This window comes from Victivallis sp. Marseille-Q1083 (assembly GCF_903645315.1).
Lineage (GTDB): Bacteria > Verrucomicrobiota > Lentisphaeria > Victivallales > Victivallaceae > UMGS1518.
Window position 1 is genome coordinate 60,368 of record NZ_CAHJXL010000002.1, and the last position, 24,934, is coordinate 85,301.

Here is a 24,934-nt window from a genome sequence, read left to right on the forward strand (position 1 = left end):
ACTTCAGCTCCGGAACAACAATTCCGGCGGCGTCAGCAAACCGGACGGCATCAACAGCCTCTCAGTCCGTTCGCAGGCTTTCATTTCGGTCGGTCCGGTCCATTCGAGGTAAAGGTCGCCCCAGTAGAACGGGCCATGCGAATTGCGGCGGCAACCGAGCACTTCTAGCGTCAGGCGGTTCCGGCCGGGCTGCAGCGCATCCGTCAATTCCAATTCATAGGGCGGCCAGCCGACCAGCCCGACGGTCTGGCCGTTGACCAGAATCCGCAACGCCGTCCCGCCGATATCGCCGGCTTTCAGAAAAACGCGTTCCCCGGTCGGCCGGTACTGCCAATCCAGCGAATAAGCGAGATTGCCGGAATAATTGGGCAAGCCCTGTGCAACCCAGTCGCCGGTGGCCAGCGTAGGCGGCGGCGCCAGCAGCGTGCTGGTCGTACCAGCGGTCCGGACCCCGAAATCGCCGAGCAGAAACATCGCTTCCAAACCGCTGCAATCAATCTGATAAGCCAGGCGGACGGTGCAGCAATTTTCACCGATCCGCAAAGCGCCGGACGGCAGCGGCAGTTTTTTCAGGGATTCATCCACCCAGAAGCCGTCGCTCCGGGCAGGATCCAATTTTACGCCATTGATAAGAATTTCAGCTGCTTCCGGTTGTTCCATCGCCAGATAGACCGGCGTGTGCGGTATCACATCGCAATGGAAACGGTAGGCAAGTTCGATGGCGGCCGGCGGTTTGGCGCTCGGTTGGCGGGCCCACGGCTGCACCATCGCTCCGCCGCGCGGCTGTTCGTCCATCGCCTGCCGGATACGGTCGTCGATGGTCAGAATGAAAGTTTCCGGCTGCCACTCGCCGGCGGCAATCCGGTAGCGGGCGAAGTCGAGGACGGCGACATTGGGTTCGTCGAGTTGATAATCCCAGTGAGCCGGCGCCAACGGTTCCCGGCGCTGCACCGTCCAGTTCGGTCGCGGCGCGGCTTTGACGCTGCCGGCCGGCACCAGCAGGAACAACCGGGTTTCCAGGCCGGCCAGACTGGTGGCGAGTTCCCAGCCGCCGGGGATTTGCCGGGCTTCGGCCAGATAGGTGCGGCCGTCGACCGGATCCAGTTCCAGCCATTCTCCGGCTGCCGGAGCCAGGACTTTCACCGTCAGGCGCTCATAACCGCGGTTGCGTTCCCTGGCTCGCACCTTATCGACCATTTCCCCGCTGAACGGGTGCGGGAAACCGGTGTTGCAGAGCATCAACGCCAATCCGTCCTTCCGCTCGCGCAACTGATAGAGCACCACTTCCGCCGGCCGGCCGGCCGGATCGTCGATGGCGACCCGGCGAACTAGGTTGAGTGCCGCCAGCCAATCGGGTGTCAGCAGCGGCTGCAATGTGGCCGGCAACGATTTATCTTCCTCCGCATCCAGACAGACCGGCAACCGGTCCGGGACGGCGGCGGTAATCAGACCGCCGGCGGCTTGAAATTGCTGCAGCAGTTTCAGGGTTGAACTGCGCAGCGTGAGCAGCGGCGGCAAGACCACGGCGCGGTAAGTGGCCTGGCCGACCCGCAAGACCGGACGGTCGTCAACCATTGCCACTTCGGCGTGCCGGGCCAGGATATCCTCATCGCCGTAGTCGAAATCGAGATGATTGGCGAGCAGTTGATTGCGGGTGGCAGTAAAGCCGTGCTGCAGCGCTTTCACCGCCGGATTGTGTTCCCGGTCGCCGGCCATCAGCAGCCACATCGATTCGATCGGATGGATGACCAGAATTTCGCGTATTTCGCGGCCCTCGCTGAGTACCGTATTGAGCCGGGCGAAATAATCTTCGACGAAACCGTAATAGCGGAACCACGGCGATTGCCGCGAAATGGCGGCCGGATAATCCCGTTTGGCTTCCCCTTCCATCGTGTACCAGGCGAGATGCTGGCAGCGCAGGTTGACACCGAGCACCGTCTGCCAGTCGCCGATCGCCTTATGCCCGGCGAACGGAAAATGCCAGCCGGTGCAGCCGTAGGTCTCGGTGAGCCGCCATTGCCGGCCGAATTGTCTGGCGGCGGAAGCCAACTGTTTGACGGTGTCGAAGATCTGCCAGAATTCTCCCAGTTGATCCATGCCCGGCAATTGCATGTACTCATAAAAGCGCATGCAGTTGCCGACGAAACCGGCCTGCAGATCCAATGTGTCCTCCCACAAGACATGGCCGGTGAAAGCGATATGATGGCGGGCGCACCATTCGCCGATCTGCCTGCTGTAGGAATTGACGAACAAGGTGGTCAATTCCTCCATATAGCAATACAGCGCCCTGGAGTAAGGAACGCCTTCAACCCGATAGAACAGTTCCGGCAAATGGTCGAGCAGCTCAAAGCCGAAACGCTGCCGGAACAATTCCGGCAGCCGGTCGGTCCACGGCGTGCTCCGGCAATTGTCGCCGCAATTGACATTGACGCCGCCGTAATTGGGTTCGTCGGTGAAAATCGCCGGCGAGGCCTTGCCGAACTGTTCGCCGACTTCCCGGAAGTAAGGTTCATAGGTGACGTCGATGAATTTTTCAACCGCTTCCGGATTGAGTACATCCAGATAGCTGGAATTGTTGTGCCAGGGGCTGGGCTCCTGGAGTTTGCGGTAAAAGTGGATCAGCGATTCGCCCGTTTCCAGTTTGTCCGGCAGTTCGGCCAGCCGTTCAACCTGCGACGCGCGGTCGCCGTCCAGCCGGGCGCGGAAAATGGCGATGGTATCCGCCGTCGGCTGCAGCCGGGCCGGATCTTGGAAGGTTTCGGCGATCAGCATGCGCAGCGAATATTGCCGGTCGGCGGTGACCAGGCCGCCGGCGGAACCGGACGGCCAGCGGTCTTCATCGTACAGATATGCCTTCATCTCCTGCTTCCGGGCTTCGTCGATACAGGCCTTGATGCAGTTGAACCATTTTTCACTGAGATACGGCGTATTCAATCCGACCCGGGCGTGCATGAAAAATCCGCCGAGCCCGGCGGCTTTCATCTGGCGGATCTGGCGGCGCAGCTCCTCTTCTTCCAGCCGGCCGTTCCAACTCCAGAACGGCGCGCCGCGGTACTGCGACGCCGGGTGGCGGAAGTTTTCGAGGAGCTCCTGGCAGTTCTTGGATTCCATCTTTGCATTTCCTTTCGAATGAAACTATATTGGAGACAAGATATAATTTGCCGTAAAACCATTTTTTCGCCATGACGAATCATGCAAAAAACAGCACATTTCATGCAAGAAGATCATTTGCAGCGTGAAGCATCCAGTTTTGTGGATTTTGTCGCACCTGATGGCTTGCCGTTGAGGGTGTTGCGGTTCGAGCCTCAGAAGGATACCGGATTGCACGACCACAAGTTTTATGAACTGGTGATCGTTTTCGGTGGAGAATCCTGTCACAATACCATCCGGGAGCGCTACCAGATCGGGGCAGGGGACGTCTTCCTGATCCGGCCCGGTGAAATTCACGGCTATGAAGCGACCAACGGTTTGAATCTGGTCAATATCCTTTATTGGCAGGAGCAATTGAATCTGCCGCTGTACGATTTGAAGAATTTGCCGGGCTATCATGCTTTTTTCGAATTGGAACCGGAAATGCGGCGCCAGCACGGCTTCCGCAAGCATTTACAGGTGAGCAAACGGAATTTGAGTTTTCTGGCTGTCGCCTGTCGGGAACTGGAAAACTGTCTGAGCCGGAATGCGCCGGGCTGCCTGTTTCACGGCGTGGCCATTTTCATGCAGATTATCGGCTGTATTTCCGGCAGTTTTCAATCCGATGCCGACCGGGCCGCCGAACATGAACTGTTGTGGCAGCACAGCCAACTGCTGAGCGATATCGAGCGGCATTGGCTGGAGCCGTTTCCTCTGGAGGCATTGGCCAAACGGCACGGCATGTCCGCTTCAACGCTGTACCGGCTGTTCATTCGGTTGTTCGGGCAGTCGCCGCTGGAATATCTGATCGGTCTGCGTATCGCCCGCGCCCAGGAGCTGCTGGTGCGAAGTTCGCAGTCAATCGGCGAGGTGGCGCAGGCGACCGGTTTTCAGGATAGCAACTATTTCAGCCGCTGTTTCCGGCGGGTGACCGGCGAAACGCCGAGCTGCTACCGGAAACGCATGCAGGGATGAAACGGCATCCGCTTATCCGGTTGTAAACACAGAGTCAAAGCGACAACAGCATCGGCGTAAAACGGATGCCGTCGCGGGTTTGTTCGCCGGCCTGATCGACGAAGCCGAGCCGGTGATAGAATTCCACCGCATAAGGGGAGGAATTGACGGTGATCCGGGAAATTTCGCCGTCTTCGCGGCAGTTTTGCAACACCGCTTGAAACAGTCGGGAGGCAATTCCCTGCCGATGGCAGCGCTTGTCGACAAACAATAGACAGAGGTGTGCCGGGACCCGGACGGCAATGACGCCGAGCAGTTGCCGTTGCTGGAAACAGCCGAGCAGGTACAACTGGCCGGCGCGCAGCTTGGCCACCAGACTCTCCCGATCCAGAAATTTGGCAAAATTCGCCACCCCTTCCGGGGTGTATTCGGGAGCCTCGAATTCGAGAAAGACATTCCAGACCAGATTGACGGCCGCGGTCAGTTGGGATTCATCCAATCGAACGACGGACCGGGCGGGGACGCCGCTGCCGGAAGGCCGATTCATTTCACTGCTTCCTGACGCGCAGCGGCGGGCCGGAGCAATTGCCGCAAAAGTTGGAAAAATGCATCATGGCCGTATTTTTCCCGCCATGGCGTATGGCCGCATTGCGGCAGCAGGTGGCTGGAGAAAGAGACCCGGCGGGCCCGGAGCGGCTCGATGACGCCCTCCGGCGGGTGAGTGTCGTAAAGGCCGTGAATAACAGCGATGGGACAAGCGATGCTGGTGAACGTTTCCAGCAATTTGCCGTTCTTTCGCCAATCCGCCACCTCCGCAAAAACCTTCGCGTACATTTCACCGTCGAAAAATGACGCTTCCGGGGGTTCCGCTTCCGCCAGAGGTTGGTAGATGTCGGCTTTTTCGCAAAGCCTGCCGAGCTGTTGCAGCAGTGAATTCCGGTCCGGATGGTCCGGCTGTTCGAGATCGGCGAGCAGCCGCCGGTAGAGAACGGCATCCGCCGCATCGAAGTGCGATTGCCGCCGGGCCTCCAACTGCGGCAGATAGCCCGCGTCCAGCGGACCGCAGCCGACCAGAATGAGACGGTCGACCTGTTGCGGATGCCGGGCCGCGAAAATCCCGGCCAGCCAGGCGCCCCAGGAGTGGCCGACCAGGGCGATCGGGCCAGTCCGGCGGGGCGTCAGTTGTTCGTATAGTTCTTCGACGAGTTCGGCGATGGAATAACCCGATTGCAACGGTTCGAGAGTGCCGCCAATGTCGGCCAATCCCGCCGCCAGGCCGGCAGCCGAACCGATACCGCCGGGACCGCCGTGAATGGCGGCCGCCAGAAACGGGGGACGGCCGTGAATTCTGACAGTCATTCGTCTCCTCACAGATTGTCGCTTCGCCGGAAGGAGCGGAAGCCGTAAATGCTGATCATCACGAAGCAGAGCAACGGCAGCAGGAACGAGAGGTTGACTGCCGGCATTCCGAACAGAGTGCCCCGGTCGATGATGGCGGCCTGTACCGGCGGCAGCACCGAACCGCCGAGGATCGCCATGATCAGCCCGGCAGCCCCGAATTTCGCGTCGTCGCCGAGTCCGGCCAGGGCGATTCCATAGATGGTCGGAAACATCAGCGACATACAGCCGGAGACGCCGACCAGGCAATACAGGCCGTAAATATCCTGGAAACCGATGACGCCAAGCGTCAGAATGCCGCCGGCAATGGACAGAATCAACAGCAATTTGCCGGGATTGAGATAACGCAGCAGGAATGTGCAGATGAAACGGCTGATACAGAAAATAATCATGGCGGCGATGTTGTATTGCTGCGAGAGGACTTCGGCGGCTTTTTCATCCATTCCCCGGGCCATGAACAAACGGGTGCCGTATTGGATGATGAAAGTCCAGCACATGATCTGAACGCCGACATAAAAGAATTGGGCGATGACGCCTTCCCGATAGCGCGGCAGGCTGAAAATACGCTTTAGCGTCGGCAGGAAATCGATCGAATGGGATTGATCGTGGTTGGTCGGCATCCTGGTGCAGCGGATGAGCAGGAATAAGGCGATGATGACCAGCCCGATCAATAAATAGGGCTGAATGAGCACCGATAAATCGCTCTCCTTGACCGCTTCGAACTCCTCGGCGGAGAGCAGACTGCGTTCCGCCGTGCCCAGCGGCTGCATACGCGCCTGAATGAACTGCATTGCCACGAACATGCCGAGCAGCGAGCCGATCGGGTTGAAGGATTGGGCCAGGTTCAGGCGGCGGGTGGCGGTTTCTTCGGTTCCCATCGACAGAATATAGGGATTGGAGCTGGTTTCCAGAAAGGAGAGTCCGCAGGTCAGGATGAAATAGGCCAACAGGAACGGATAATAGCTGCCGGTCAGTTTGGCCGGGAAGAACAGCAGCGCTCCGGCGGCATACAGCGCCAGGCCGAGCAGAATACCGGCTTTGTAAGAATATTTGCGGATGAACATGGCGGCGGGAAACGCCATCGCAAAATAACCGCCGTAAAACGCGACCTGCACCAAGGCGCCGTCGGTCACGCTCATCCGGAAAATTTTGGAAAATGCCTTGACCATCGGATTGGTGATGTCGTTGGCGAATCCCCACAATGCGAAACAGGAGGTGATCAGGATGAAGGGAACGACATAACTGATTCCGTCTTTATGCAAGAGACTTTGTTTTTCCCGAGACATTATGGCCGTCCTTTCTGGTATTTTTGGGGAAAAAAGCTTGAACTTGCCGGTTTTTCCCTGGAAATAGTTTAAAGGTCTTGGGAGAGTCTGTCAACCGGATTTTCGGGAAATTCTGAAATTTTCCGATCAGGAAGAGGATTTCGCGCCAAACCCCGGTTCAGCCAGGACCGCTTCGCGATGCTCGAGAAAATACTTGGTAATCAGATAGTGTTGGGAGTCTTCATAAGCAAGGACGCGGCAGCCGGTCTCTAACCGTTCAAGAAGCGTCGCGCCGGGATAGCCAGGATGGGAGAATGGGTGGCGATAATCAGCCGGGAGGGCGACAGCGCGGCTTCCGGTTCATCGTGCAGATACAAGCCGCGATTGCCGAACCGATTTTTCAATAATGCGAAAAACGATTCGCCGTGCGACTGACAGTGCAGCGAATCGCCGCCATAGGCGCGGATGACCGGCGGCGCTCCCGCTTCGATTTGGTCCAGTTTTTCGATGGCGGCGGCAACGTTGTAAAAACTTTCGGCGCGCAGGAAGTAAGCATCTCTGGGGTAGTTGCAGCGCTCATAACCGAGGTAGAGGCCCAGTGACGACTCGGTGGAGAAAGTCGAAAAACGCAAATTCTTGGAGCCGCCCTCCGGATTCAGCCCGAAACAGACTGCGATCGCTTCCAATAGAGTGGATTTGCCGCTGCCGTTTTCGCCGAAAAGAATGGTGACCGGGTGACGGACGAGCGAAGCCACCGCCGGAATCTAACGGGTAAAGCTGCCGATCGGCAATTGCCTCGCTGTGGACGAAAAGTTTCCGAATGTACAATTGTTCAGCGGTCAGCATGGTAAAAACTCCTTGTGACAAATCGGGCGCCTCATACCGGCTTGCCGGCCAGGATTTCCCGGTAATCCTGGTAGTTGGCCTGCAGCAGCGCCGGCGTATCCAGGTGATACGGACAACGTTCGGCGCAACGGCCGCAATGCAGGCAGCTTTCGATCCGTTTCATCATCGCCTGCATCGGCGCGGTCAGCTGGGCGGCTGACGGCGCCCGCCGGATCAGGAGCGACATTCTGGCACAAGTGTTGATTTCGATGCCGGCGGGGCAGGGCAGGCAGTAACCGCAGCCGCGGCAGAAATTGCCCTGCAGCATCCGGCGGTCGCGGTCGATGACCGCCTGCCGTACGGCGTCGAGCGCCGGCGGTGTCGAACGGCAGGCGAGAAACTCGTTCAATTCCCGTTCCCGCTGGATTCCCCAGAGCGGCAGCACGTGGTCGAATTGCGCCAGATAAGCATAAGCCGTCATCGCATCGGTGATCAGGCCGCCGGCCAGCGCCTTCATTGCCAGAAAACCGATTTGCCGCTCCCGGCATCTGGCGGCGAGTTGGTGTTCTTCCGGCGTCGCCAGGTAGCTGAACGGAAATTGCAGCGTATCGTACAAGCCGGAGTCAACCGCTTCCCGGGCAACCGGCAGACGATGATTGGTGAGGCCGATAAAACGGATTTTGCCCTGTTGCCGGGCTTCCTGCATCGCTTCATACAGTCCGCTGCCGTCGCCGGGTTTCGGACAGAAAGCCGGATTGTGAAATTGCAGGATATCGACGTAATCGCAGTGGAGCAGCCGGAGGCTGGTATGCAGATCGTCCCAGAAGCCCGTCGCCGTGGTTGCCGGGGTCTTGGTGGCGATAAAAATTTTCTCCCGGAGATTTCGGAAAGCGCAGCCGAGTTTTTCTTCGCTGTCGGAGTAGCTTCTGGCGGTATCAAAGAATGTTATCCCGTGCTCGAAAGCCTTGCGCAGCAGATAGACGGCTTCCCGCCGGCCGACGCGTTGAACGGGCAGGGCGCCGAAGCCGTTTTTATCGACGGTAATACCGGTTTTCCCGAGTGTGACTTGCAACGGTATCATGGCTGCCTCCTGAATTGTTTTTCCTTGAATATATCATCGGTTGGAGCCGAAGGCAACCGCCGCGGCGATTTCTCCGCCGGATGATTGCCGCTGCCGGCCGGAAAGAAAACTGATCGAATCCTGACGGACTGCCGGCCGGCGGTTCGTTTGAGCGACCTCATCGATTTCTTGATTGGAAAATCATAAATATATGCTACATCACTAACCTGAATATTGCGTAAATTTTCAAAAACAAAGAGGCAGATTCTCGACTAACGTATTATATTGTAATATCTTACATCACAATATAACGCCGAGGTCTGCCAATGACAAAATGTAATGTTTCGATTCCGGTCTTTCAAGGTCCGAAAAGCAGAAAAATTGAATTCAATTTCGCCGGTGGAGATATCAGCAGTGACGGCGGGTTGCTTTTTGTGAAAGAATTCGACCGCAAACTCGGTTTGACCCGGCGCGCCGGTAACCTGCTGGATTCTTTTGATATTCGACAGCCCGGAAAAGTTGAGCATTCCTATCTGAGCATGCTTCGTCAACGAGTTTTTGGTTTGGTTGCCGGCCATGAAGATCTCAATGACCATCATGAATTGCGAACTGATCCGCTGATTCAAACTGTTGTCGGTCGTGATCGTCAACTCGCCACTCCAAGCACTTTATGTCGATTCGAAAATGGAATCGATCGTCGTGCTTGCGTAGATTTGAGCCGATTGTTTGTCGAATTCTTTATCGAAAGTTTTTCCACGCCGCCTCGAGAATTGATTCTTGATTTCGATGCTACCGATGACCTCACTTACGGGATGCAGGAAAATCGCTTTTTTCATGGCTATTATGACCACTATTGCTTTTTGCCGTTGTAGGTTTTCTGCGGGGATCAATTGCTTGTGGCTTATTTGCGTCCATCAAAAATTGATGCGGCCAAGCATGCTTGGGCGATTCTCTCGCTACTGGTAAAGCGCTTTCGGCAGAAATGGCCGAAGGTTAAGATTATTTTCCGGGGAGACAGTGGCTTTTGTCGGCAGAAAATGCTGAACTGGTGTGATAAAAATGAGGTCAAATATATTGTCGGATTGGCGAAAAATCCACGTTTGCTGGAATTATCAAAAGATCTTCAAGTGAAAGCGGAAGCACTTTACAACGAAACACATGAAAAAGCAAAACTGTTTACTCAGTTCGAATATGCGGCAGGAACTTGGAAATACCCGCGCCGGGTGATTGCCAAAGCGGAATTCAACTCCCCCGGACCGAATAATCGTTTTATCGTCACCAATCTTGATGATGATGGACAATATCTTTATGAAAAAGTCTATTGCGCCCGAGGTGAGATGGAAAACAGGATCAAGGAACAGCAGCTGGATCTTTTCGCTGATCGGACGAGCTGCCATGACTTTGCGGCAAATCAATTCCGGCTTCTGCTTTCAAGTTTGGCTTATATTCTCATGGAACGGTTTCGGGCATTGTTGTTGACAGGAACTCAATTTGCCGAGGCTACCTGCGGCAGCATTCGCTTATACCTGGTGAAAATCGGTGCCATTATTCGGCGGAATACCAGAAAAATTTATGTTGCTCTTTCAAGTGCTTGTCCAAATCAGGAACTCCTCCGCTTGATCGCTGCGAAAATCATCGCTTGGGAATAAAACCTTGGAGAGCTGTCCCCGGCTCGCCGAACAACAACGGGGGAAAGGGGGAATATGCTCAATTTGCAAAAAAACGACAATATCCGACTCTGAAAATAAAAACTTCCGAATCTTCTGAACATTTCTCGACGATTCGAAAGTTTCATGCAACATTCAGGCTAAATCTATAACCCAGGTTGTAACATTCTAAGGACCGCAGCAAAGCAGAAAAACGGGTTCTCGCCGCTTCAATATTCCCGCAGAACCCGGAATACGCGCCGGATGCGTTTGATCTTCCGGTTGTGGGTGGAAACAGCGATGTTCAATGTCCGCATGTGCTGTGCGTATTCGTCGGCAATCTGGCTGATGATATCCCGGAGCGTTTTACCGGGATCGTTGATCCAGTTCATGAACTTTTCGAAGGTCGAGCGATAGGCGAGTGCTTCGCTGATGGTATCGGAGGTGGCGCGTTCGGGACTCTTCTCATAGACGGCCCATGTTTCGGAGAGCGACAGATTCTTTCCGGAGTGACGAAGCCACGTGCCTGCTGCACATGGTCGGGATAACTTCCGTTGAAGTTGCCTTCAATAGCAGAATCTGTTTCCTTGCTTCTTTCAGAGCTTCTTTCTGATTCCGGGTTTTTGAGGCTGATCGCTTTGCGGGCACCGAGGTCGAGTTTAATTTTCGCAACAGCCATATCCCTATTCTTTTTTCGGATTAGCCGGATATAGCCACCATAGACGAATCTTGACGAAAAAAAAAGCCAGAAACGGTACTGAACGGCACCTTTCTGGCATTTTTGAGCTTAAAAATGGCGGAGAGAGAGGGATTCGAACCCTCGGACCAGTTTCCCAGTCGCAGGTTTAGCAAACCTGTGCTTTCGGCCACTCAGCCATCTCTCCGCATACTCATTCCGAGCATAGGTTTAACATAGCTTATTTTACCTTTTCGTCAAGTCCGGATTGTACAAAAAAGTGGTTTTTTCGCGGAAAATGGACCGGTTTTGAGCGGGATGAATATGGAAAGAATAAAAACACCCTGCGGCAATTGAACGGAAGGATACCCAGCGCCTTGCCGCAGGGGAGAAAATTCGATGGAGCCCGACTCAGGAAGCGGCTCCCAGTTGAAACGCTGCTTCATTGACGGCGTGTAATTTTTCCGGCAGATATCGTTTGGCCGTTTCCCACAAGACAGCTGGTTCCAATTCAAGGTATTTACTCAGCGCGCCGAGCAACGCGATATTGATCGCTTTCTTATTTTCCAGCCTGTTCTGATCGATATCATCCGGCGTGATCAAGATTCCTCCCTGCTTGAGTTTTGCCAGGTTGACTTCGATTTGCGTGTTGTCCAGGACGATCAACATGTCGGTTTCTCCTTCCGGTATCATCGGGCTGGCCACCTTGGCGCCAAAACGCACTTCACTGGAAACCGAACCGCCACGCTGGCTCATACCGTGCACTTCGCTCTTTTTGACGTCGAAACCGGCTTCGAACAAGGCTTCCGCCAGGATATCGGTGACTTTCAGCACGCCTTGACCGCCGAGACCGGCGACCGTGATGTTTTTGACCGTATTCATCAGTTTTTTCCTTCTTGTTTCGCTTCGTATCCCTTGATTTTGACGGCAGCGAGAATACAGGGCCGCCGCGCGATGATGACACTCAGGTCATCGGAGGCCAGACGCTGCTGCAACAAAGATTTGAAGGAATCCTGATCCAGAGTCGGATCGCAGATATCGACATGATCGACGCCGATTGCCTTAACGACGTCTTCCAGAACTACCTTCGGCCCCGGCGTATGGTCCAGTTTGCGTCCGGTGGCCGGATTTTCCTGCAATCCGGTCATCGCCGTCGTCGAGTTGTCCAGAATGATGACGACATGGCCGGTAGCCGGCCGGTTGTAAACCATCTCGACGATGCCGTTGATGCCGGTATGCAGAAACGTGCTGTCGCCGATGACGCTGACTACCCGGCGGGCTTCCGCCTCCGGCAGCACTTGACGCATGCCCAGTCCGGCGGTGACGCTGGCGCCCATGCAAACACAGGTGTCCACCGCTTCGAAGGGCGGCAAGACGCCGAGCGTATAGCAGCCGATGTCGCCGGAAACGATGCACTTGAGATCCCGCAACACTTCATAAGTCCGGCGGTGCGGGCAGCCGACACACAATTGCGGCGGTTTTCCGGCCGGCGGCGGCGGTTCCGGCGAAGTATCGCCGGCCAGGATCCGACGGATCCGCGAGACATTCAATTCGCCGAAACGGTACATTTCCGCTTTGCCTTCCGCCGGGATACCGGCCGCACGGCAGGCGTCGTACAGAATCGGATCGCCTTCTTCCAAGACGACGCAGCGTTTGACTTTGGCGGCGAACTGCCTCATCCGGTTCAATGGCAACGGATAAGTCATGCCGATTTTCAGAAAGGAAGCGTCCGGGGCGGCGTCGAGGGCGTGCTGGTAGGCGATGCCGCTGGCGATGATGCCGAGACTGGCATTGTTCATCGTCTCCTCGACGAAATCACTGCTTTCATTGAAGAGAGCCAGTTCATTGAGTTTGGCCCGCAATTTGCGATGGGCCGCCCGGGCGAAGGCCGGAATCATGACATTCTGCTTGACATCGCGTTCGTAATGGGTGGGACGCGGCGCTTCGGTCGCATGGTGCCGTTCGACGATGCATTTCGAGTGACAAATTCGGGTCGTTACCCGCAGCAATACCGGCAAATGGTATTGTTCAGACATTTCAAACGCCCGGAGCGTATAGAGATAAGCCTCCTGGGAATCGGTCGGTTCGAGCATCATGACACCGGCTGCCGCCGCATAACGCCGGTTGTCCTGTTCATTCTGGCTGGACGCCATGCCGGGGTCGTCGGCCGAGACGATAACCAGACCGCCGGGAGTACCGCAGTAAGCGATCGTGAACAACGGGTCGGCGGCGACGTTGAGGCCGACGTGTTTCATCGTCACCAACGCTCTGGCATGCGCGAATGCGGCGCCGATGCCGACTTCGAGGGCGACTTTTTCATTCGGCGCCCATTCGGCCTTGCCGCCGAGTTCATTGAAGTAATCGAGAATTTCCGAAGACGGCGTACCGGGATAACCGACTCCCAGATGAACCCCGGCGTCGTAGGCGGCCATGGCGATGGCTTCATTGCCGCTGAGCAGCAGTTTATTGGCCATAACAGTTTCCTTACTTATTAACGGTTCGTTTGATCGATATTGAGAAAGCATTTTTCCAGCAATTCGGGGCGGGGCGGCCTGGTCAGCAAACTGGTGACGACCAGCGCTGCGATGGACAGCGGCAGCGAGTAGACCAGCGAGTCGACAAACGGCCACGGAAATTCACTGATCAATTCGGTTCGGCCGAACAGGGCTTGACAGATACCCATTGCCGCCGACTCCTGACGATGCAGGAAGAGCAGGCCGAAACTGCTGGCCAGACTGCCGACGATGATACTGGCCCAGACACCGGCCCGGGTTGCCCGTTTCCAGTAAATTGCCGCACAGTAGGCCGGCAGGAATGCGGCGGCGCAAATCCCGAAAAAGATGGCGGTGCCGCGTGCAACGATCCCGGCAGGCAGCAGAAAACCCAGAAAGATGCTGACCGCAATGCCGATCAGGATACCGATTTTCGTGACCAGCGTGCTGCTGGGGCGTTTGAACAACGGACAGAATACGTCGTGGCCGAACGAGGTGCCGGTGACATGATAAAGCGAACTCAGCGTCGACATTGCCGCCGACAGCAAGGTAATCGTAAAGAGATAGACGAACCATTGCGGCATTGCCCGGTTGATGAACAGCGGAATGATGGTGTCCGGATTGCCGCCGGCCGCTTCGGCAGCAATCTGTTGAAAGTCCGGATTGCGGTAAAACCAGACATTGGACAACGCACCGACCACATAAGCGCCGCCGGCGGTGACCAGAATGAAAATCGAGCCGACCAGGATGGCCTGGTTGAGTTGTTTGCCGCTCTTGACGGTCATGAAGCGTACTGCCAGTTGGGGTTGAGCCAGGGCGCCGATGCCGACGCCGAGCATCAGACTGGAGACCAGCGTCCACCACCATTGGGAATTGAAACGCGGCATCGAAGTCCAGCCGACGTGGCCGAGCGGTTTGAGGCCGTCCGGCACCAGCGGGGTCAGATCGGAAAGCGCCCGGTGCGCTTCGGAGATGCCGCCGAGTTCAACATAAGTCATCGTCACCAGGAAAACCATGCCGCAGAACATGACGCTACCCATCAGGGCGTCGATGTTCATCACTCCCTTGAGGCCGCCGACAGTAACGTAAATGGCGATGAACAAAGCAAAACCGAGCAGGGCGACCGGGTAGGCGACGTGCAATGTTTCCTGTAAAAAGCGGGCGCCGCCGATCAGCACGACGCCGGAGTAAAGCGGCATGAACAGGAAAATGATCAGACCACAGGCTATCTTCAGCCATTCGGAATCGAAACGCCGGCCGATGAATTCCGGAAAAGTGCCGGCGTCGAGCCGGTGGCCGATTCGCCGGGTGCGCCGGCCGAAGAAGAGAAAGGCGACCAGAATGCCGATGGCGATATTCATGAACGGCAGCCACAGCAAGCCCAAGCCGAACAGCGCCGCCATGCCGCCGAATCCGACGATCGCCGAAGTGCTGATAAAGGCCGCCCCATAGGACATCGCCATGACGAACGGGTTGACCGAACGGCCGGCCACCAGATAATCCTGGCTGTTCTTGGTTTGCCGGTAACCGCGGTAACTCAAGTAGGCGATTACCCCGAGGTAGACGACGATGATGCCGACCAGTGCGAAATAATTCATGGCCGCTCTTGTTCGGTGTTGTCCAGCGCGGCGGGTTCCAGTTGATCGCAATCGTCGCCGCGATTGAAATTGATTGCTCCGTAAATTACCCCGATCAGCATGGCAATCACATTGGCATAAAAAGCCAGCGCCACAACCCAGTCATCCAGTCCCAACAACATAGCGAGCAAATCCCTCCGTGAAAATTTGGCAGTTAAATCTATAAAATAGTCGGTCAAAGCAAGGTTGGCAAATCGGTTGCAAAAAAAAATCCCGTGTTTCCAGACAAGGAAACACGGGACGGCATTCCGAAAAAGGAATTATTTGCCGAGGGCAATCCCCAGCCAGTCTTGAATGACCGGCGAATATTTGATGACCACCGGAGCGAAAACGATGCTGACCATGCTCATCAATTTGATCAGGATGTTCAACGCCGGGCCGGAGGTGTCTTTGCACGGGTCGCCGACAGTGTCGCCGACCACGGCGGCGCCGTGAACCGGGTTCTTGGTGCCGTCCGGCAGCTTCTTGCCGCCGTGGGCGCCTTTTTCGATGAACTTTTTGGCGTTGTCCCAAGCGCCGCCGGCATTGTTCAGCATCGTTGCCAGCAGGAAACCGCCGGTCAGACCGCCGGCCAGCAGGCCCATGACGCCCGGCACGCCGAGAATCAGGCCGGTGACGACCGGAACGATGATCGCCAGCAGCGACGGAATCACCATCTCACGCTGGGCGCCGGCGGTGGAAATCGCCACGCAGCGGGCGTAATCCGGCGTCGCTTTGCTTTCCATGATGCCCGGGATTTCCTTGAACTGGCGACGCACTTCCTGCACCATCGAACCGGCGGCGCGGCCGACGGCCTTCATCGTCATCGCGCAGAAGACGAACGCCATCATGCAGCCGAGGAACAGGCCGCAAATCAGCAGCGGACTCATGATGTGCAGGTTGTAGGCATCGACGAATTCCAGAATCGACGCGTTGTGGGCTCTTTCGGCGGTAAAACCGAGGAAGGTGCCGTCGGCGGAAGCCTTGGCCAATTTGGAGATCCACAGCTTCGCTTCCTCCAGGTAGGCGGCCAGCAACGCCATCGCGGTCAAAGCGGCCGAACCGATCGCAAATCCTTTGCCGGTGGCGGCCGTCGTGTTGCCGAGCGAGTCCAGCATGTCGGTACGTTCCCGCACCTGAGACGGCAGACCGGACATTTCGGCGTTGCCGCCGGCGTTGTCGGCAATCGGGCCGTAAGCGTCGGTTGCCAGCGTGATGCCCAGCGTCGACAGCATGCCGACTGCGGCAAAGCCGATGCCGTAGAGGCCCATCGTGAAGTTATGGAAGCCGTCGGAGAACCCGAACGCGCAGATGATGCCGATGACGATGGTGATGACCGGGATGCCGGCCGAATACATGCCGGTGGCCAGACCGTCGATGATCGTCGTGGCCGGACCCATGACCGCCTGGCCGGCGATGCCGCGGGTCGGCGCGTATTCGTCACTGGTATAATATTCGGTCGCCTGGCCGATGATCACACCGGCCGCCAGACCGGCGACGACGGAGCCGAAAATACCCCAGGAGATGTATCCGTTGCCTGCCAGGCAGGCCAGAGCGGCGAGGATCAGGATCGAGCTGCCGAGCGTGCCGGTCAGCAGGCTGTGCAGCAGATTCTTCTGCGAAGCGCCTTCCCGGCACTTGACCAGGATCATGCCGACGATCGAGAAGATCGTACCGAGACCGGCGACGACCATCGGCGCGGTCACCAGCCGGAGCGCCTGCTCGGCATCGCCGAACTGCACGCCGACGGCGGCCCCGAGGGCGGCGGTCGCCAGGATGGAACCGCAATAGGATTCGTAAAGGTCGGCTCCCATGCCGGCGACGTCGCCGACGTTGTCGCCGACGTTGTCGGCGATGGTGGCCGGATTGCGCGGGTCGTCTTCCGGAATACCGGCTTCGACCTTACCGACCAGGTCGGCGCCGACGTCGGCCGCTTTCGTATAGATGCCGCCGCCGACACGGGCGAACAGCGCCTGAGTCGAAGCACCCATGCCGAAGGTCAGCATCGTCGTGGTGATCTGGACGAGTTTTTCGGTGGCGGTGCAGCCTTCCGGCACCAGATGCAAGCCGGCGATGGTCAAACCGTTCGCCATATTTTCCGGAGTGAAGAAAACATTGTCCAGCAGCCAGTACCAGACGCAGATGTCGAGCAGCCCGAAGCCGACGACGACCAGTCCCATGACGGCGCCGGAACGGAAAGCGACCTGCAAACCGCGGTTCAAGCCCTCGCTGGCGGCCTGGGCCGTCCGGCTGGAGGCGTTGGTCGCCGTGCGCATGCCGATGTAGCCGCAGAGGCCGGAGAAGATACCGCCGGTCAGGAAGGCAACCGGAACGAACGGGTTCTGGATGCCCATGAAGGCCAGCACGGTGAAGATGACGAACAGCACGACGAAGACGGCCGAGACGACTTTGTACTGCCGGAACAGATAGGCCATCGCGCCTTCGCGGACATAACCGGCAATTTCCTGCATTTTGGCGTTGCCGGGATTGGCGGCCATCATCTTCCGGTAGAAAATGATCGCCACCAGCAGGGCGAGAATTGACGCCAGCGGCGCCACGTACCAATACATGCTGAAATCGGTGGAGGTGACTTCAGTTGCCACTTCGACGGCCTCTTCGCCGGCAACGGCGCAGGCGCCGGTCAGCAGAAAGGCAGTCAGAAGACCCAGGGAGTGCTTCATGTTTTTCAATACCTCTTTTTGCTTATTTGTTAATTTTCGGAAAAAGCCAAACACGATAAAATACTTTAAAAACTCCCAATTGCAAGATTGGTTTTGCATGATAAATTAAGAGTTCGTAAATTCGAAATGGAAAAACATGGACATTTTTATATATCAGGAGGGGATGAAATGAAAACAATCGGAATTATTCTGATTGTCATTTTAGCCGGCTGGGCATTGTACCGCTATCTTCGACGCTCGAGCCGGGGAGACTGCTGCTGCGGTTGTCTGAAGAACTGTTCGGCGGACCGGAAGCGGCAAGGCGGCGGAGAGGAGCCGAAAGATGCCGACCGCTGATTTTCAGCTCCGTGCGGCCGAATCGGATGCCGAATTGCGGCGAATTGAGGCATTGGCCAGAAGAATCTGGCCGAAAACTTATGACGGCATATTGTCGCCGGAACAGCTCGAATACATGCTTCACATGATGTATGATCTGCCGGTGTTGCGCCGGGAACTGGCCGAGGGGGTTTGTTTTCGGATTCTATATGATGGAGAGAGCCCGATCGGCTTTTTTTCCTGTGGTCCTTACCGCGAAGGAGTCGCCAAGCTGCACAAGCTCTATCTCGATTACGACTATCATCATCTGGGGTTGGGCAGTTACATGCTGCAGGCGGCCAAACAACTGCTGCGGGAGGCCGGCTACCGGCATATGCTGCTCAATGTCAACAAAAATAACCGCAACGCCTTGCGTGCCTATGAGCGCAACGGCCTGGTGCTGGAGCAAGCGGTCGTCAACGATATCGGCAACGGTTTCGTCATGGACGATTACGTCTTCGGTTGCGACTTGTAGAGAAAAAGCCACCTTGCGCCCCGCCTCTGAGGTGACCCCCAAAATTTGGACGGTTTAAGGCAGCGAGGAATGAGTTCGGTATTGCACCGGGCTCATTCCTTTTAATTTCAAAGATATCCTGTCGTTGTTGAAATAGCAAATGTATTCACTGAGCTTTTTCTCAAACTCCTCAACCGATTCAAAGTGCTCGCCGAAAAACATTTCAGTCTTGAGTCTGTCGAAGAAGTTTTCCATCACGCTGTTGTCAAGGCAATTCCCCTTTCTGGACATACTTTGTGTAATGTTATGTTCGCTCAGCATCTTCTGGAACTTCCTCATTTGATATTGCCAGCCTTGATCAGAGTGCATGATCGGAGCCGCATCAGGAGGCAATTTGAAAAATAAGCCTGCCATCATATTTTTTGTTTGAACAAAGTTTGGGTTTCTGCTGATGGAGTAGGACACCACTTCCGAATTAAATAAATCCAAGATTGGAGACAGGTAGACCTTCTCATCACAAACGGCAAATTCCGTCACATCCGTGACCAGTTTTTCGAAGGGCTTGTGAGCTTTGAATTGCCGGTCCAGAATATTGGGAGCTACTTTCCCGACAGAGCCTTTATATGACCGGTACTTATTTCTTTTTTGCTTCCCTTGAAATCTCATTTCTCGCATCAGTTTTTGCGTTGTTTTGTGGTTGACCGTGAAACCGGCTTGCCGCAAAACAGCATGAATGCGACGATAGTCATATTGACTTTTGTTCGTTTCGAATATCTCTTGAATTTGCCGTCGGATTGTTCCATATTTATCTGTTTGGGAAGCATTTTTTACCTGATAATATTATTACAGGCATACCGTTCTTTATCTTGCCGATGATGGCAGCACCGAACCGTTTATCGCCGACGGCCCCGCCATGCAGATCCGCCAGGTCATTTTGCCGAACGATACGATTGGAACCTCCAACGCTGTAATGAACTTTACCTGTCAACGCCCCACTCCTCCTTACGTGCACTCCTACTACAATTACAGTGTTTATACTTTGCACGGCCCGTTGCCCACCTGTCCTTGATTACGTATAACAACCGGAAAGGATTGCATATAAAAAACAACTGCCGAAATTCCATTACGGGGAAAGATGGGGAGATTCTGAAATGTCACATTTGCAAAAGATGTCGTGTATGGCTATTGTGTTGATATGCCTCTGTTTCGCAACGGGCAGTCATGGAAAAACCGTAACGATTCCGGTAAAAGCCGTCGGCGTTGCCGATATCGGCGGACTGGGTAAAGAATCGGAACTGGAATGGCCGATGATGTATACCGATGAAACAGGAAGACCTGTTCAGCCACCCATGCCGGTGTTTACCGAGGCAACCACCATTTATGTGGAAATGAACGACACGAAACTGGCAATCGGACAAGCCAAACAGGCGGCCGGCCTTACTCCGGCCAACGATGAAAAGCCACCGGAAGTGACGCTCAGCGCCTCAACGGATGGCGACCGCTGGCCGCATGCCCGGCCGCCGCGCAAAGACGATACCACCGAGGATGACAACAACAATATTTCCTATCCGTCCTGGGGCTCAATCTGCAACTGTGGAAACGGTTCATCCTGTAAAGCCTCGTATACCGTGGTCGGCAATGGCTTAAATACCTCCACCATAAAGTTCACCAGTACCACGCCATGCGATCATTTCATTTTCGTCGCCTGCGGAAATTCAAGAAAGGTGATAAGAGTGGTTTTCTATCTGGTCGACATCAAGGTAAACAATACCTGCGGGATGCACGAAATATCCCCCGGCGCCCTGATCCCGTTCAATTGTGATTGGGATTGCACCAAATACTACACCGCCGGCAGCGAAGCGCCGGAACCCGGCATGTATCCAACGCCGGCCACTCTGCTCCGTTCCGGAATCGACAAGGTTGAAGGAGAAATCGTCTGGGACTACGAATATGCCGACTCCTGCAATAATGAGAATGACCTGAAAAATGTAACGGTATCGGTAAAACCCAACACGATGACCGGGAAGTTTACGATAAATTACGGTGACAGCGATATAACGCTCTGGGAAGCTTACCGCAAAAACCAGGTCATGCCGCAAATGCCGACGATGCCGGGGCAGCCGGAACGGCCCTGGCCGCCCTATGAAGATCCGGAGAACAGTGCCCATGATACCGGAGTGGTCCCTTCCGGCCGAGAATACGATTTGGCGAAGCTGGGCAGCAATTCACTTTCCCTCTACGCCGAAGGGTTGAAAGTCGGCTCCAGCATGATACTGGTCACCTTTGCCGGAAGCGCGAAGAGCAACGCCGCGGACGCGGTTGCCAATTCCAGTGTTGTTCATGTAAACGGAGCGGATGGGGCAACGGTCAACTCCGTGGAAATGGTTGCCAAGCAGGCAGGAAGAAAGGCAATTTATTTCTCTGACAACGTGATAATGTTTTTTGTTGATAATGTATCCACTGGTTATAATTATGATTGGGCCCCCGGACATGGCGACGATTATTCAACGTTGCCCAACAAAGATACCGTAAAACCACTGAATCAATCTTCGATCCAAATAACTTATAGTGCAGAGCCATCCTCGCCAACCAGTGTTCAATTATTGGCAAAAGAAGGAAATGAAAAAAAAACGTAGACCAATTTTGAAGATATGAGAATTACTGATTGGTATTTAATGAGTAAAACCATAACTAAAGCTTTTACATATTATAAGAATGCTCAAAAAGTTATAATTACAAACGATGAAGGTCGCCAAGCACTAAACCGCTTCATGGTAAATATATATCAGAATTGTCCATTTACCGAATACAAAAGAAGGGATTATAATGACTATATTGATTTGGATCATTTGGTAACCGATTAGGATTAATCATTAATTTCATGAAAGAAGATACAAAATGACATTCAAAAAATCTGGAATTACTACTATAATATTAATATTATATTTTTCGTTTTCAACCATCAATATGCTGAAGGCAAATGACTATACCAATAACGAAACAAATCAGATATTCAATCTATTTGCTCATGCCGGAACACTGCTGAAAAATAAAAGTTCCAAAGCAATTAACGATGACATTGATTCGCTGCTCAACCAACTCCAACAAACTCAAGCGCCATATGGTCTCCAGGCGGAAATTGATCTTTTGATTGCCAGATTACTGTACTTCCAAGGCAAATATGAAGAAGCCAGATCCCTGATTGCTCAAGTGGTTGATCAGTATTCCATCATCATGCCGGACTGGTTGATGTTGGATTATGCGTGCGCGGGCAAATTAAATTTACCTCTGGATGAGAAAAATAATATAGCTTTGGAGATGGCAAAACCAATTCCATGGTCGGCAATGGGTTCACACGCCGATATTATTCTGTTTACACGCGAAGGCATTCCACTTTTGATGAATAATACTATTAGTATAGAATTACCAACATTATTGATAGGTGGATGGTTTGACATTGCAGAATTATATGCCAAAGAAAAATTGATTCATTCTGCATCGGAAAAATATATCTGTGCAATTTATTCGTTGTATGCTCTTCCCTTAACAATAAAATCTCGTTACGTTCAATGGTCCCAAGTTGCTATCTTGGAAAAACAGCAGCAACACCCACGGCTTGCTTTTCTCGCCACGCTACGAGCGATTATTATCCGACCTGAAAAGCTTAACGAAATCAAACAAGTCTGGCAACAGGAAGTGCCGGCAATTATCAAGCCGGCCGAACAAAAAATTTCCGCAAAAACAGCGGAAACCATTGCTGCGATCTATTCCCGAGGAAAATTCTATTCTTTGGCCATCGAGGTCTTACTACAATCGAAGATGCCGAATCAAGAATTAATCCGTGAAAATCGGAATAAATTATTGCAGCAAATTCAGAGGATACAAAAGAAATGGCCTACTTGTTATATGTCGGGACAAGATATCTCACTCTTTACAGATGGGGACGAGCTACATATTCCCATGCCATCGGAAACCTTCTGGAATGAAGACACCTTGTATACCAGCAATCAATAACTCACCTTATTTCTGTTACCAACGCATCCTTGCACGAGGTGTATAAGCTAAGAGTGTTTTTTGTGTTTGCCGGGGAAAGAAGGAAATTCTGAAATGTCACATTTGCAAAAGATGTCGTGTATGGCTATTGTGTTGATATGCCTCTGTTTCGCAACGGGCAGTCATGGAAAAACCGTAACGATTCCGGTAAAAGCCGTCGGCGTTGCCGATATCGGCGGACTGGGTAAGGAATCGGAACTGGAATGGCCGATGATGTATACCGATGAAACAGGAAGACCTGTTCAGCCACCCATGCCGGTGTTTACCGAGGCAACCACCATTTATGTGGAAATGAACGACACGAAACTGGCAATCGGACAAGCCAAACAGGCGGCCGGCCTCACTCCGGCCAACGATGAAAAGCCACCGGAAGTGACGCTCAGCGCCTCAACGGATGGCGACCGCTGGCCGCATGCCCGGCCGCCGCGCAAAGACGACACCGCCGAAGACGAAAGGAACAACATCTCCTATCCCTCTTGGGGCTCGATCTGCAACTGTGGAAACGGTTCATCCTGTAAAGCCTCGCATACCGTGGTCGGCAATGGCTTAAATACTTCCACCATAAAGTTCACCAGTACCACGCCATGCGATCATTTCATCTTCGTCGCCTGCGGAAATTCGCGTAAGGTCATCCGAGTCGTCTTTTATCAGGTTGACGTCAATGTAAACAATACCTGCGGGATGCACGAAATATCCCCCGGCGCCCTGATCCCGTTCAATTGTGATTGGGATTGCACCAGACACTACACCGCCGGCAGCGAAGCGCCGGAACCCGGCATGTATCCGACGCCGGCCACTCTGCTCCGTTCCGGAATCGACAAGGTTGAAGGAGAAATCGTCTGGGACTACGAATATGCCGACTCCTGCAATAATGAGAATGACCTGAAAAGTGTAACGGTATCGGTCAAACCCAACACGATGACCGGGAAGTTTACGATAAATTACGGTGACAGCGATATAACGCTCTGGGAAGCTTACCGCAAAAATCAGGTCATGCCGCAAATGCCGACAATGCCGGGGCAGCCGGAACGGCCCTGGCCGCCCTATGAAGATCCGGAGAACAGTGCCCATGATACCGGAGTGGTTCCCTCCGACCGTGAATACGATTTGGCGAAGCTGGGCAGCAATTCACTTTCCCTCTGCGCCGAAGGGTTGAAGGTCGGCTCCAGCATGATACTGGTCACCTTTGCCGGAAGCGTGAAGAGCAACGCCGCGGACGCGGTTGCCAATTCCAGTATTGTTCATGTAAACGGAACGGATGGGGTAACGGTCAACTCGGTGGAAATGGTTGCCAGGCAAGGTGGTGCACGAAAAATCATCAATACTTATAATATGCCGGTCGTCTACAGCGTCGATTCCATTTCAACCGGCTATAATTACAACTGGACGGTCGGTACCGGCGACGATCACTTTCAACCGGATATAGTGCTGTCTCTGGCCCATCCAACAGTTTCCATCACCTATAACAATGCCGGAACCTCCAATGACAATGTTCAACTTTTGGAGCAGAGCGGCAATGAACGCAAAACATATAACACTGCAGTCATACTTTATACGCAGAAAACTTATAAAAACAACGACAATTGCTGCGGGCAGCTTGTGTTAACACTGCCGGTCCGGGTCGCGCTGGCTCATTATGTTGAGCCTAAGACAATCGCTTCCGTAAGTGGTTTGGCGGCCAGACAGACAAAAGTTATTTCATTATTAAATCGTCTCGGCAGCGGTCATAGCTTCGCCAATGTTCCAACGGATATCATGGCGGCTTATCAAACTCAATACGGCGGTCATCTGGTCAGTTTCAATACCAGCCGGCTGCAATATTCTGAAACCTTGAATGCCAACGCCGTCACGCTGTTCAAGTTAAATGACTCCGGTTCTCCCAGAAAGGTTGATTTATATGGGACTTTACTGTCAGCCAGACCTTTCGAAGAATCATGGTCTGACAAGGCCGTATACGCAACGTTGGCGCATGAAGGAATACATTGTACGCAGCGCAATCAATCATCTAACAACAGTAACAGTGATTATTATAAGATGTATCAGAATGTTTATCTGACTGAGAATTTATACAGTTTCTTTGAAGCAGAAGCATATTTCAATACGATGAACAATGGACAGGATTGGTTGCATATCAAACTTGCTTCTGTACAGTCAAACTATGAAAACGCAATGTTGTTTATAGATAGAGGAAATGAATTATACAAACAAACCAGTGTAAAGTTTATGCGCGATATTTATAAAAACTGTTATTTTAATGAGATGAAAAGAGATGATTATGATCATACGATATTACCTCCTCTCACAAGCTCAACCCCATAAGGAAGATTTTTA

At 53.9% G+C, this 24,934-nt stretch carries 19 protein-coding genes, 1 tRNA gene and 2 pseudogenes; 7 read left to right on the top strand and 15 right to left on the bottom strand.

Features of this window, described 5'->3' with window-relative positions; genetic code table 11:
- Positions 1-3: 3 nt before the first annotated feature.
- Positions 4-3,111, bottom strand: coding sequence for a glycosyl hydrolase (locus tag HWX74_RS16335; protein WP_176014664.1), 3,108 nt, complete (start codon positions 3,109-3,111; stop codon positions 4-6).
- 117 nt (positions 3,112-3,228) lie between these two features.
- On the opposite strand from HWX74_RS16335, the gene HWX74_RS16340 reads away from it, so the two are divergent.
- Positions 3,229-4,104 carry a helix-turn-helix domain-containing protein gene (locus tag HWX74_RS16340; RefSeq protein ID WP_176014665.1) on the top strand — a complete coding sequence of 292 codons (876 nt, stop codon included), beginning with the start codon at positions 3,229-3,231 and terminating at the stop codon, positions 4,102-4,104.
- A 34-nt stretch (positions 4,105-4,138) separates the two neighbouring features.
- Here HWX74_RS16340 and HWX74_RS16345 read toward each other — a convergent pair whose 3' ends face one another.
- The 5 genes and pseudogenes from HWX74_RS16345 to HWX74_RS16365 form a co-directional block, all read right to left on the bottom strand.
- Positions 4,139-4,630, bottom strand: a complete 492-nt coding sequence (locus tag HWX74_RS16345; RefSeq protein ID WP_176014666.1) for a GNAT family N-acetyltransferase — start codon at positions 4,628-4,630, stop codon at positions 4,139-4,141.
- Positions 4,627-5,442 carry an alpha/beta fold hydrolase gene (locus HWX74_RS16350; protein ID WP_176014667.1) on the bottom strand — a complete coding sequence of 272 codons (816 nt, stop codon included), beginning with the start codon at positions 5,440-5,442 and terminating at the stop codon, positions 4,627-4,629. Before HWX74_RS16350 ends, HWX74_RS16345 begins: the two co-directional genes overlap by 4 nt.
- Before the next feature lie 8 nt (positions 5,443-5,450).
- Positions 5,451-6,767, bottom strand: a complete 1,317-nt coding sequence (gene fucP / locus HWX74_RS16355; RefSeq protein ID WP_176014668.1) for an L-fucose:H+ symporter permease — start codon at positions 6,765-6,767, stop codon at positions 5,451-5,453.
- A 126-nt stretch (positions 6,768-6,893) separates the two neighbouring features.
- A pseudogene (locus tag HWX74_RS16360) lies at positions 6,894-7,592 on the bottom strand (AAA family ATPase).
- Between the two features lie 31 nt (positions 7,593-7,623).
- Complete coding sequence (locus HWX74_RS16365) at positions 7,624-8,652, bottom strand: aldo/keto reductase (RefSeq protein WP_176014669.1); 1,029 nt, start codon at positions 8,650-8,652, stop codon at positions 7,624-7,626.
- A gap of 305 nt (positions 8,653-8,957) precedes the next feature.
- Here HWX74_RS16365 and HWX74_RS16370 point away from each other — a divergent pair.
- Positions 8,958-10,280, top strand: a pseudogene (locus tag HWX74_RS16370) (IS1380 family transposase).
- A 227-nt stretch (positions 10,281-10,507) separates the two neighbouring features.
- Here HWX74_RS16370 and HWX74_RS16375 read toward each other — a convergent pair.
- The 7 genes from HWX74_RS16375 to HWX74_RS16405 all read right to left on the bottom strand — a co-directional run bounded on the left by HWX74_RS16375 (position 10,508) and on the right by HWX74_RS16405 (position 17,631).
- Entirely contained in the window at positions 10,508-10,669 is a 162-nt protein-coding gene (locus tag HWX74_RS16375) for a hypothetical protein (RefSeq protein ID WP_176014670.1), read from the bottom strand.
- A gap of 402 nt (positions 10,670-11,071) precedes the next feature.
- A tRNA-Ser gene (locus tag HWX74_RS16380) sits at positions 11,072-11,161 on the bottom strand.
- A 203-nt stretch (positions 11,162-11,364) separates the two neighbouring features.
- Positions 11,365-11,835: a 2-oxoacid:acceptor oxidoreductase family protein gene (locus HWX74_RS16385; protein ID WP_176014671.1), complete on the bottom strand. Its 471-nt coding sequence runs from the start codon at positions 11,833-11,835 to the stop codon at positions 11,365-11,367.
- Entirely contained in the window at positions 11,835-13,427 is a 1,593-nt protein-coding gene (locus HWX74_RS16390) for a thiamine pyrophosphate-dependent enzyme (protein ID WP_176014672.1), read from the bottom strand. The genes HWX74_RS16385 and HWX74_RS16390 overlap by 1 nt, the downstream gene beginning before the upstream one ends.
- A 17-nt stretch (positions 13,428-13,444) precedes the next feature.
- A complete protein-coding gene (locus HWX74_RS16395; RefSeq protein ID WP_176014673.1) occupies positions 13,445-15,043 on the bottom strand; it encodes a sodium:solute symporter in 1,599 nt (532 codons plus the stop codon).
- A complete protein-coding gene (locus HWX74_RS16400) occupies positions 15,040-15,204 on the bottom strand; it encodes a hypothetical protein (RefSeq protein ID WP_176014619.1) in 165 nt (54 codons plus the stop codon). The genes HWX74_RS16395 and HWX74_RS16400 overlap by 4 nt, the downstream gene beginning before the upstream one ends.
- A 138-nt stretch (positions 15,205-15,342) precedes the next feature.
- Positions 15,343-17,631 carry a sodium-translocating pyrophosphatase gene (locus HWX74_RS16405; RefSeq protein WP_176015294.1) on the bottom strand — a complete coding sequence of 763 codons (2,289 nt, stop codon included), beginning with the start codon at positions 17,629-17,631 and terminating at the stop codon, positions 15,343-15,345.
- Between the two features lie 279 nt (positions 17,632-17,910).
- Between HWX74_RS16405 and HWX74_RS16410 the strand changes: the two genes are divergently transcribed.
- Positions 17,911-18,078: a FeoB-associated Cys-rich membrane protein gene (locus tag HWX74_RS16410; RefSeq protein WP_176014674.1), complete on the top strand. Its 168-nt coding sequence runs from the start codon at positions 17,911-17,913 to the stop codon at positions 18,076-18,078.
- Complete coding sequence (locus HWX74_RS16415) at positions 18,065-18,571, top strand: GNAT family N-acetyltransferase (protein WP_176014675.1); 507 nt, start codon at positions 18,065-18,067, stop codon at positions 18,569-18,571. Before HWX74_RS16410 ends, HWX74_RS16415 begins: the two co-directional genes overlap by 14 nt.
- Positions 18,572-18,625: 54 nt before the next feature.
- Here HWX74_RS16415 and HWX74_RS16420 read toward each other — a convergent pair whose 3' ends face one another.
- Together HWX74_RS16420 and HWX74_RS16425 are read right to left on the bottom strand one after the other, a co-directional pair.
- On the bottom strand, positions 18,626-19,345 hold the full coding sequence (locus tag HWX74_RS16420) for an IS3 family transposase (RefSeq protein WP_176015295.1): 720 nt from the start codon (positions 19,343-19,345) through the stop codon (positions 18,626-18,628).
- Positions 19,346-19,355: 10 nt separating this feature from the next.
- Positions 19,356-19,538: a hypothetical protein gene (locus HWX74_RS16425; protein ID WP_176014676.1), complete on the bottom strand. Its 183-nt coding sequence runs from the start codon at positions 19,536-19,538 to the stop codon at positions 19,356-19,358.
- Positions 19,539-19,728: 190 nt separating this feature from the next.
- Between HWX74_RS16425 and HWX74_RS16430 the strand changes: the two genes are divergently transcribed.
- From HWX74_RS16430 to HWX74_RS16440, 3 genes are all read left to right on the top strand, one after another.
- Positions 19,729-21,186: a hypothetical protein gene (locus HWX74_RS16430; RefSeq protein ID WP_176014677.1), complete on the top strand. Its 1,458-nt coding sequence runs from the start codon at positions 19,729-19,731 to the stop codon at positions 21,184-21,186.
- Positions 21,187-21,448: 262 nt separating this feature from the next.
- Positions 21,449-22,564: a hypothetical protein gene (locus tag HWX74_RS16435; RefSeq protein WP_176014678.1), complete on the top strand. Its 1,116-nt coding sequence runs from the start codon at positions 21,449-21,451 to the stop codon at positions 22,562-22,564.
- A 120-nt stretch (positions 22,565-22,684) separates the two neighbouring features.
- Positions 22,685-24,922, top strand: coding sequence for a hypothetical protein (locus tag HWX74_RS16440; protein ID WP_176014679.1), 2,238 nt, complete (start codon positions 22,685-22,687; stop codon positions 24,920-24,922).
- Positions 24,923-24,934 lie beyond the last annotated feature (12 nt).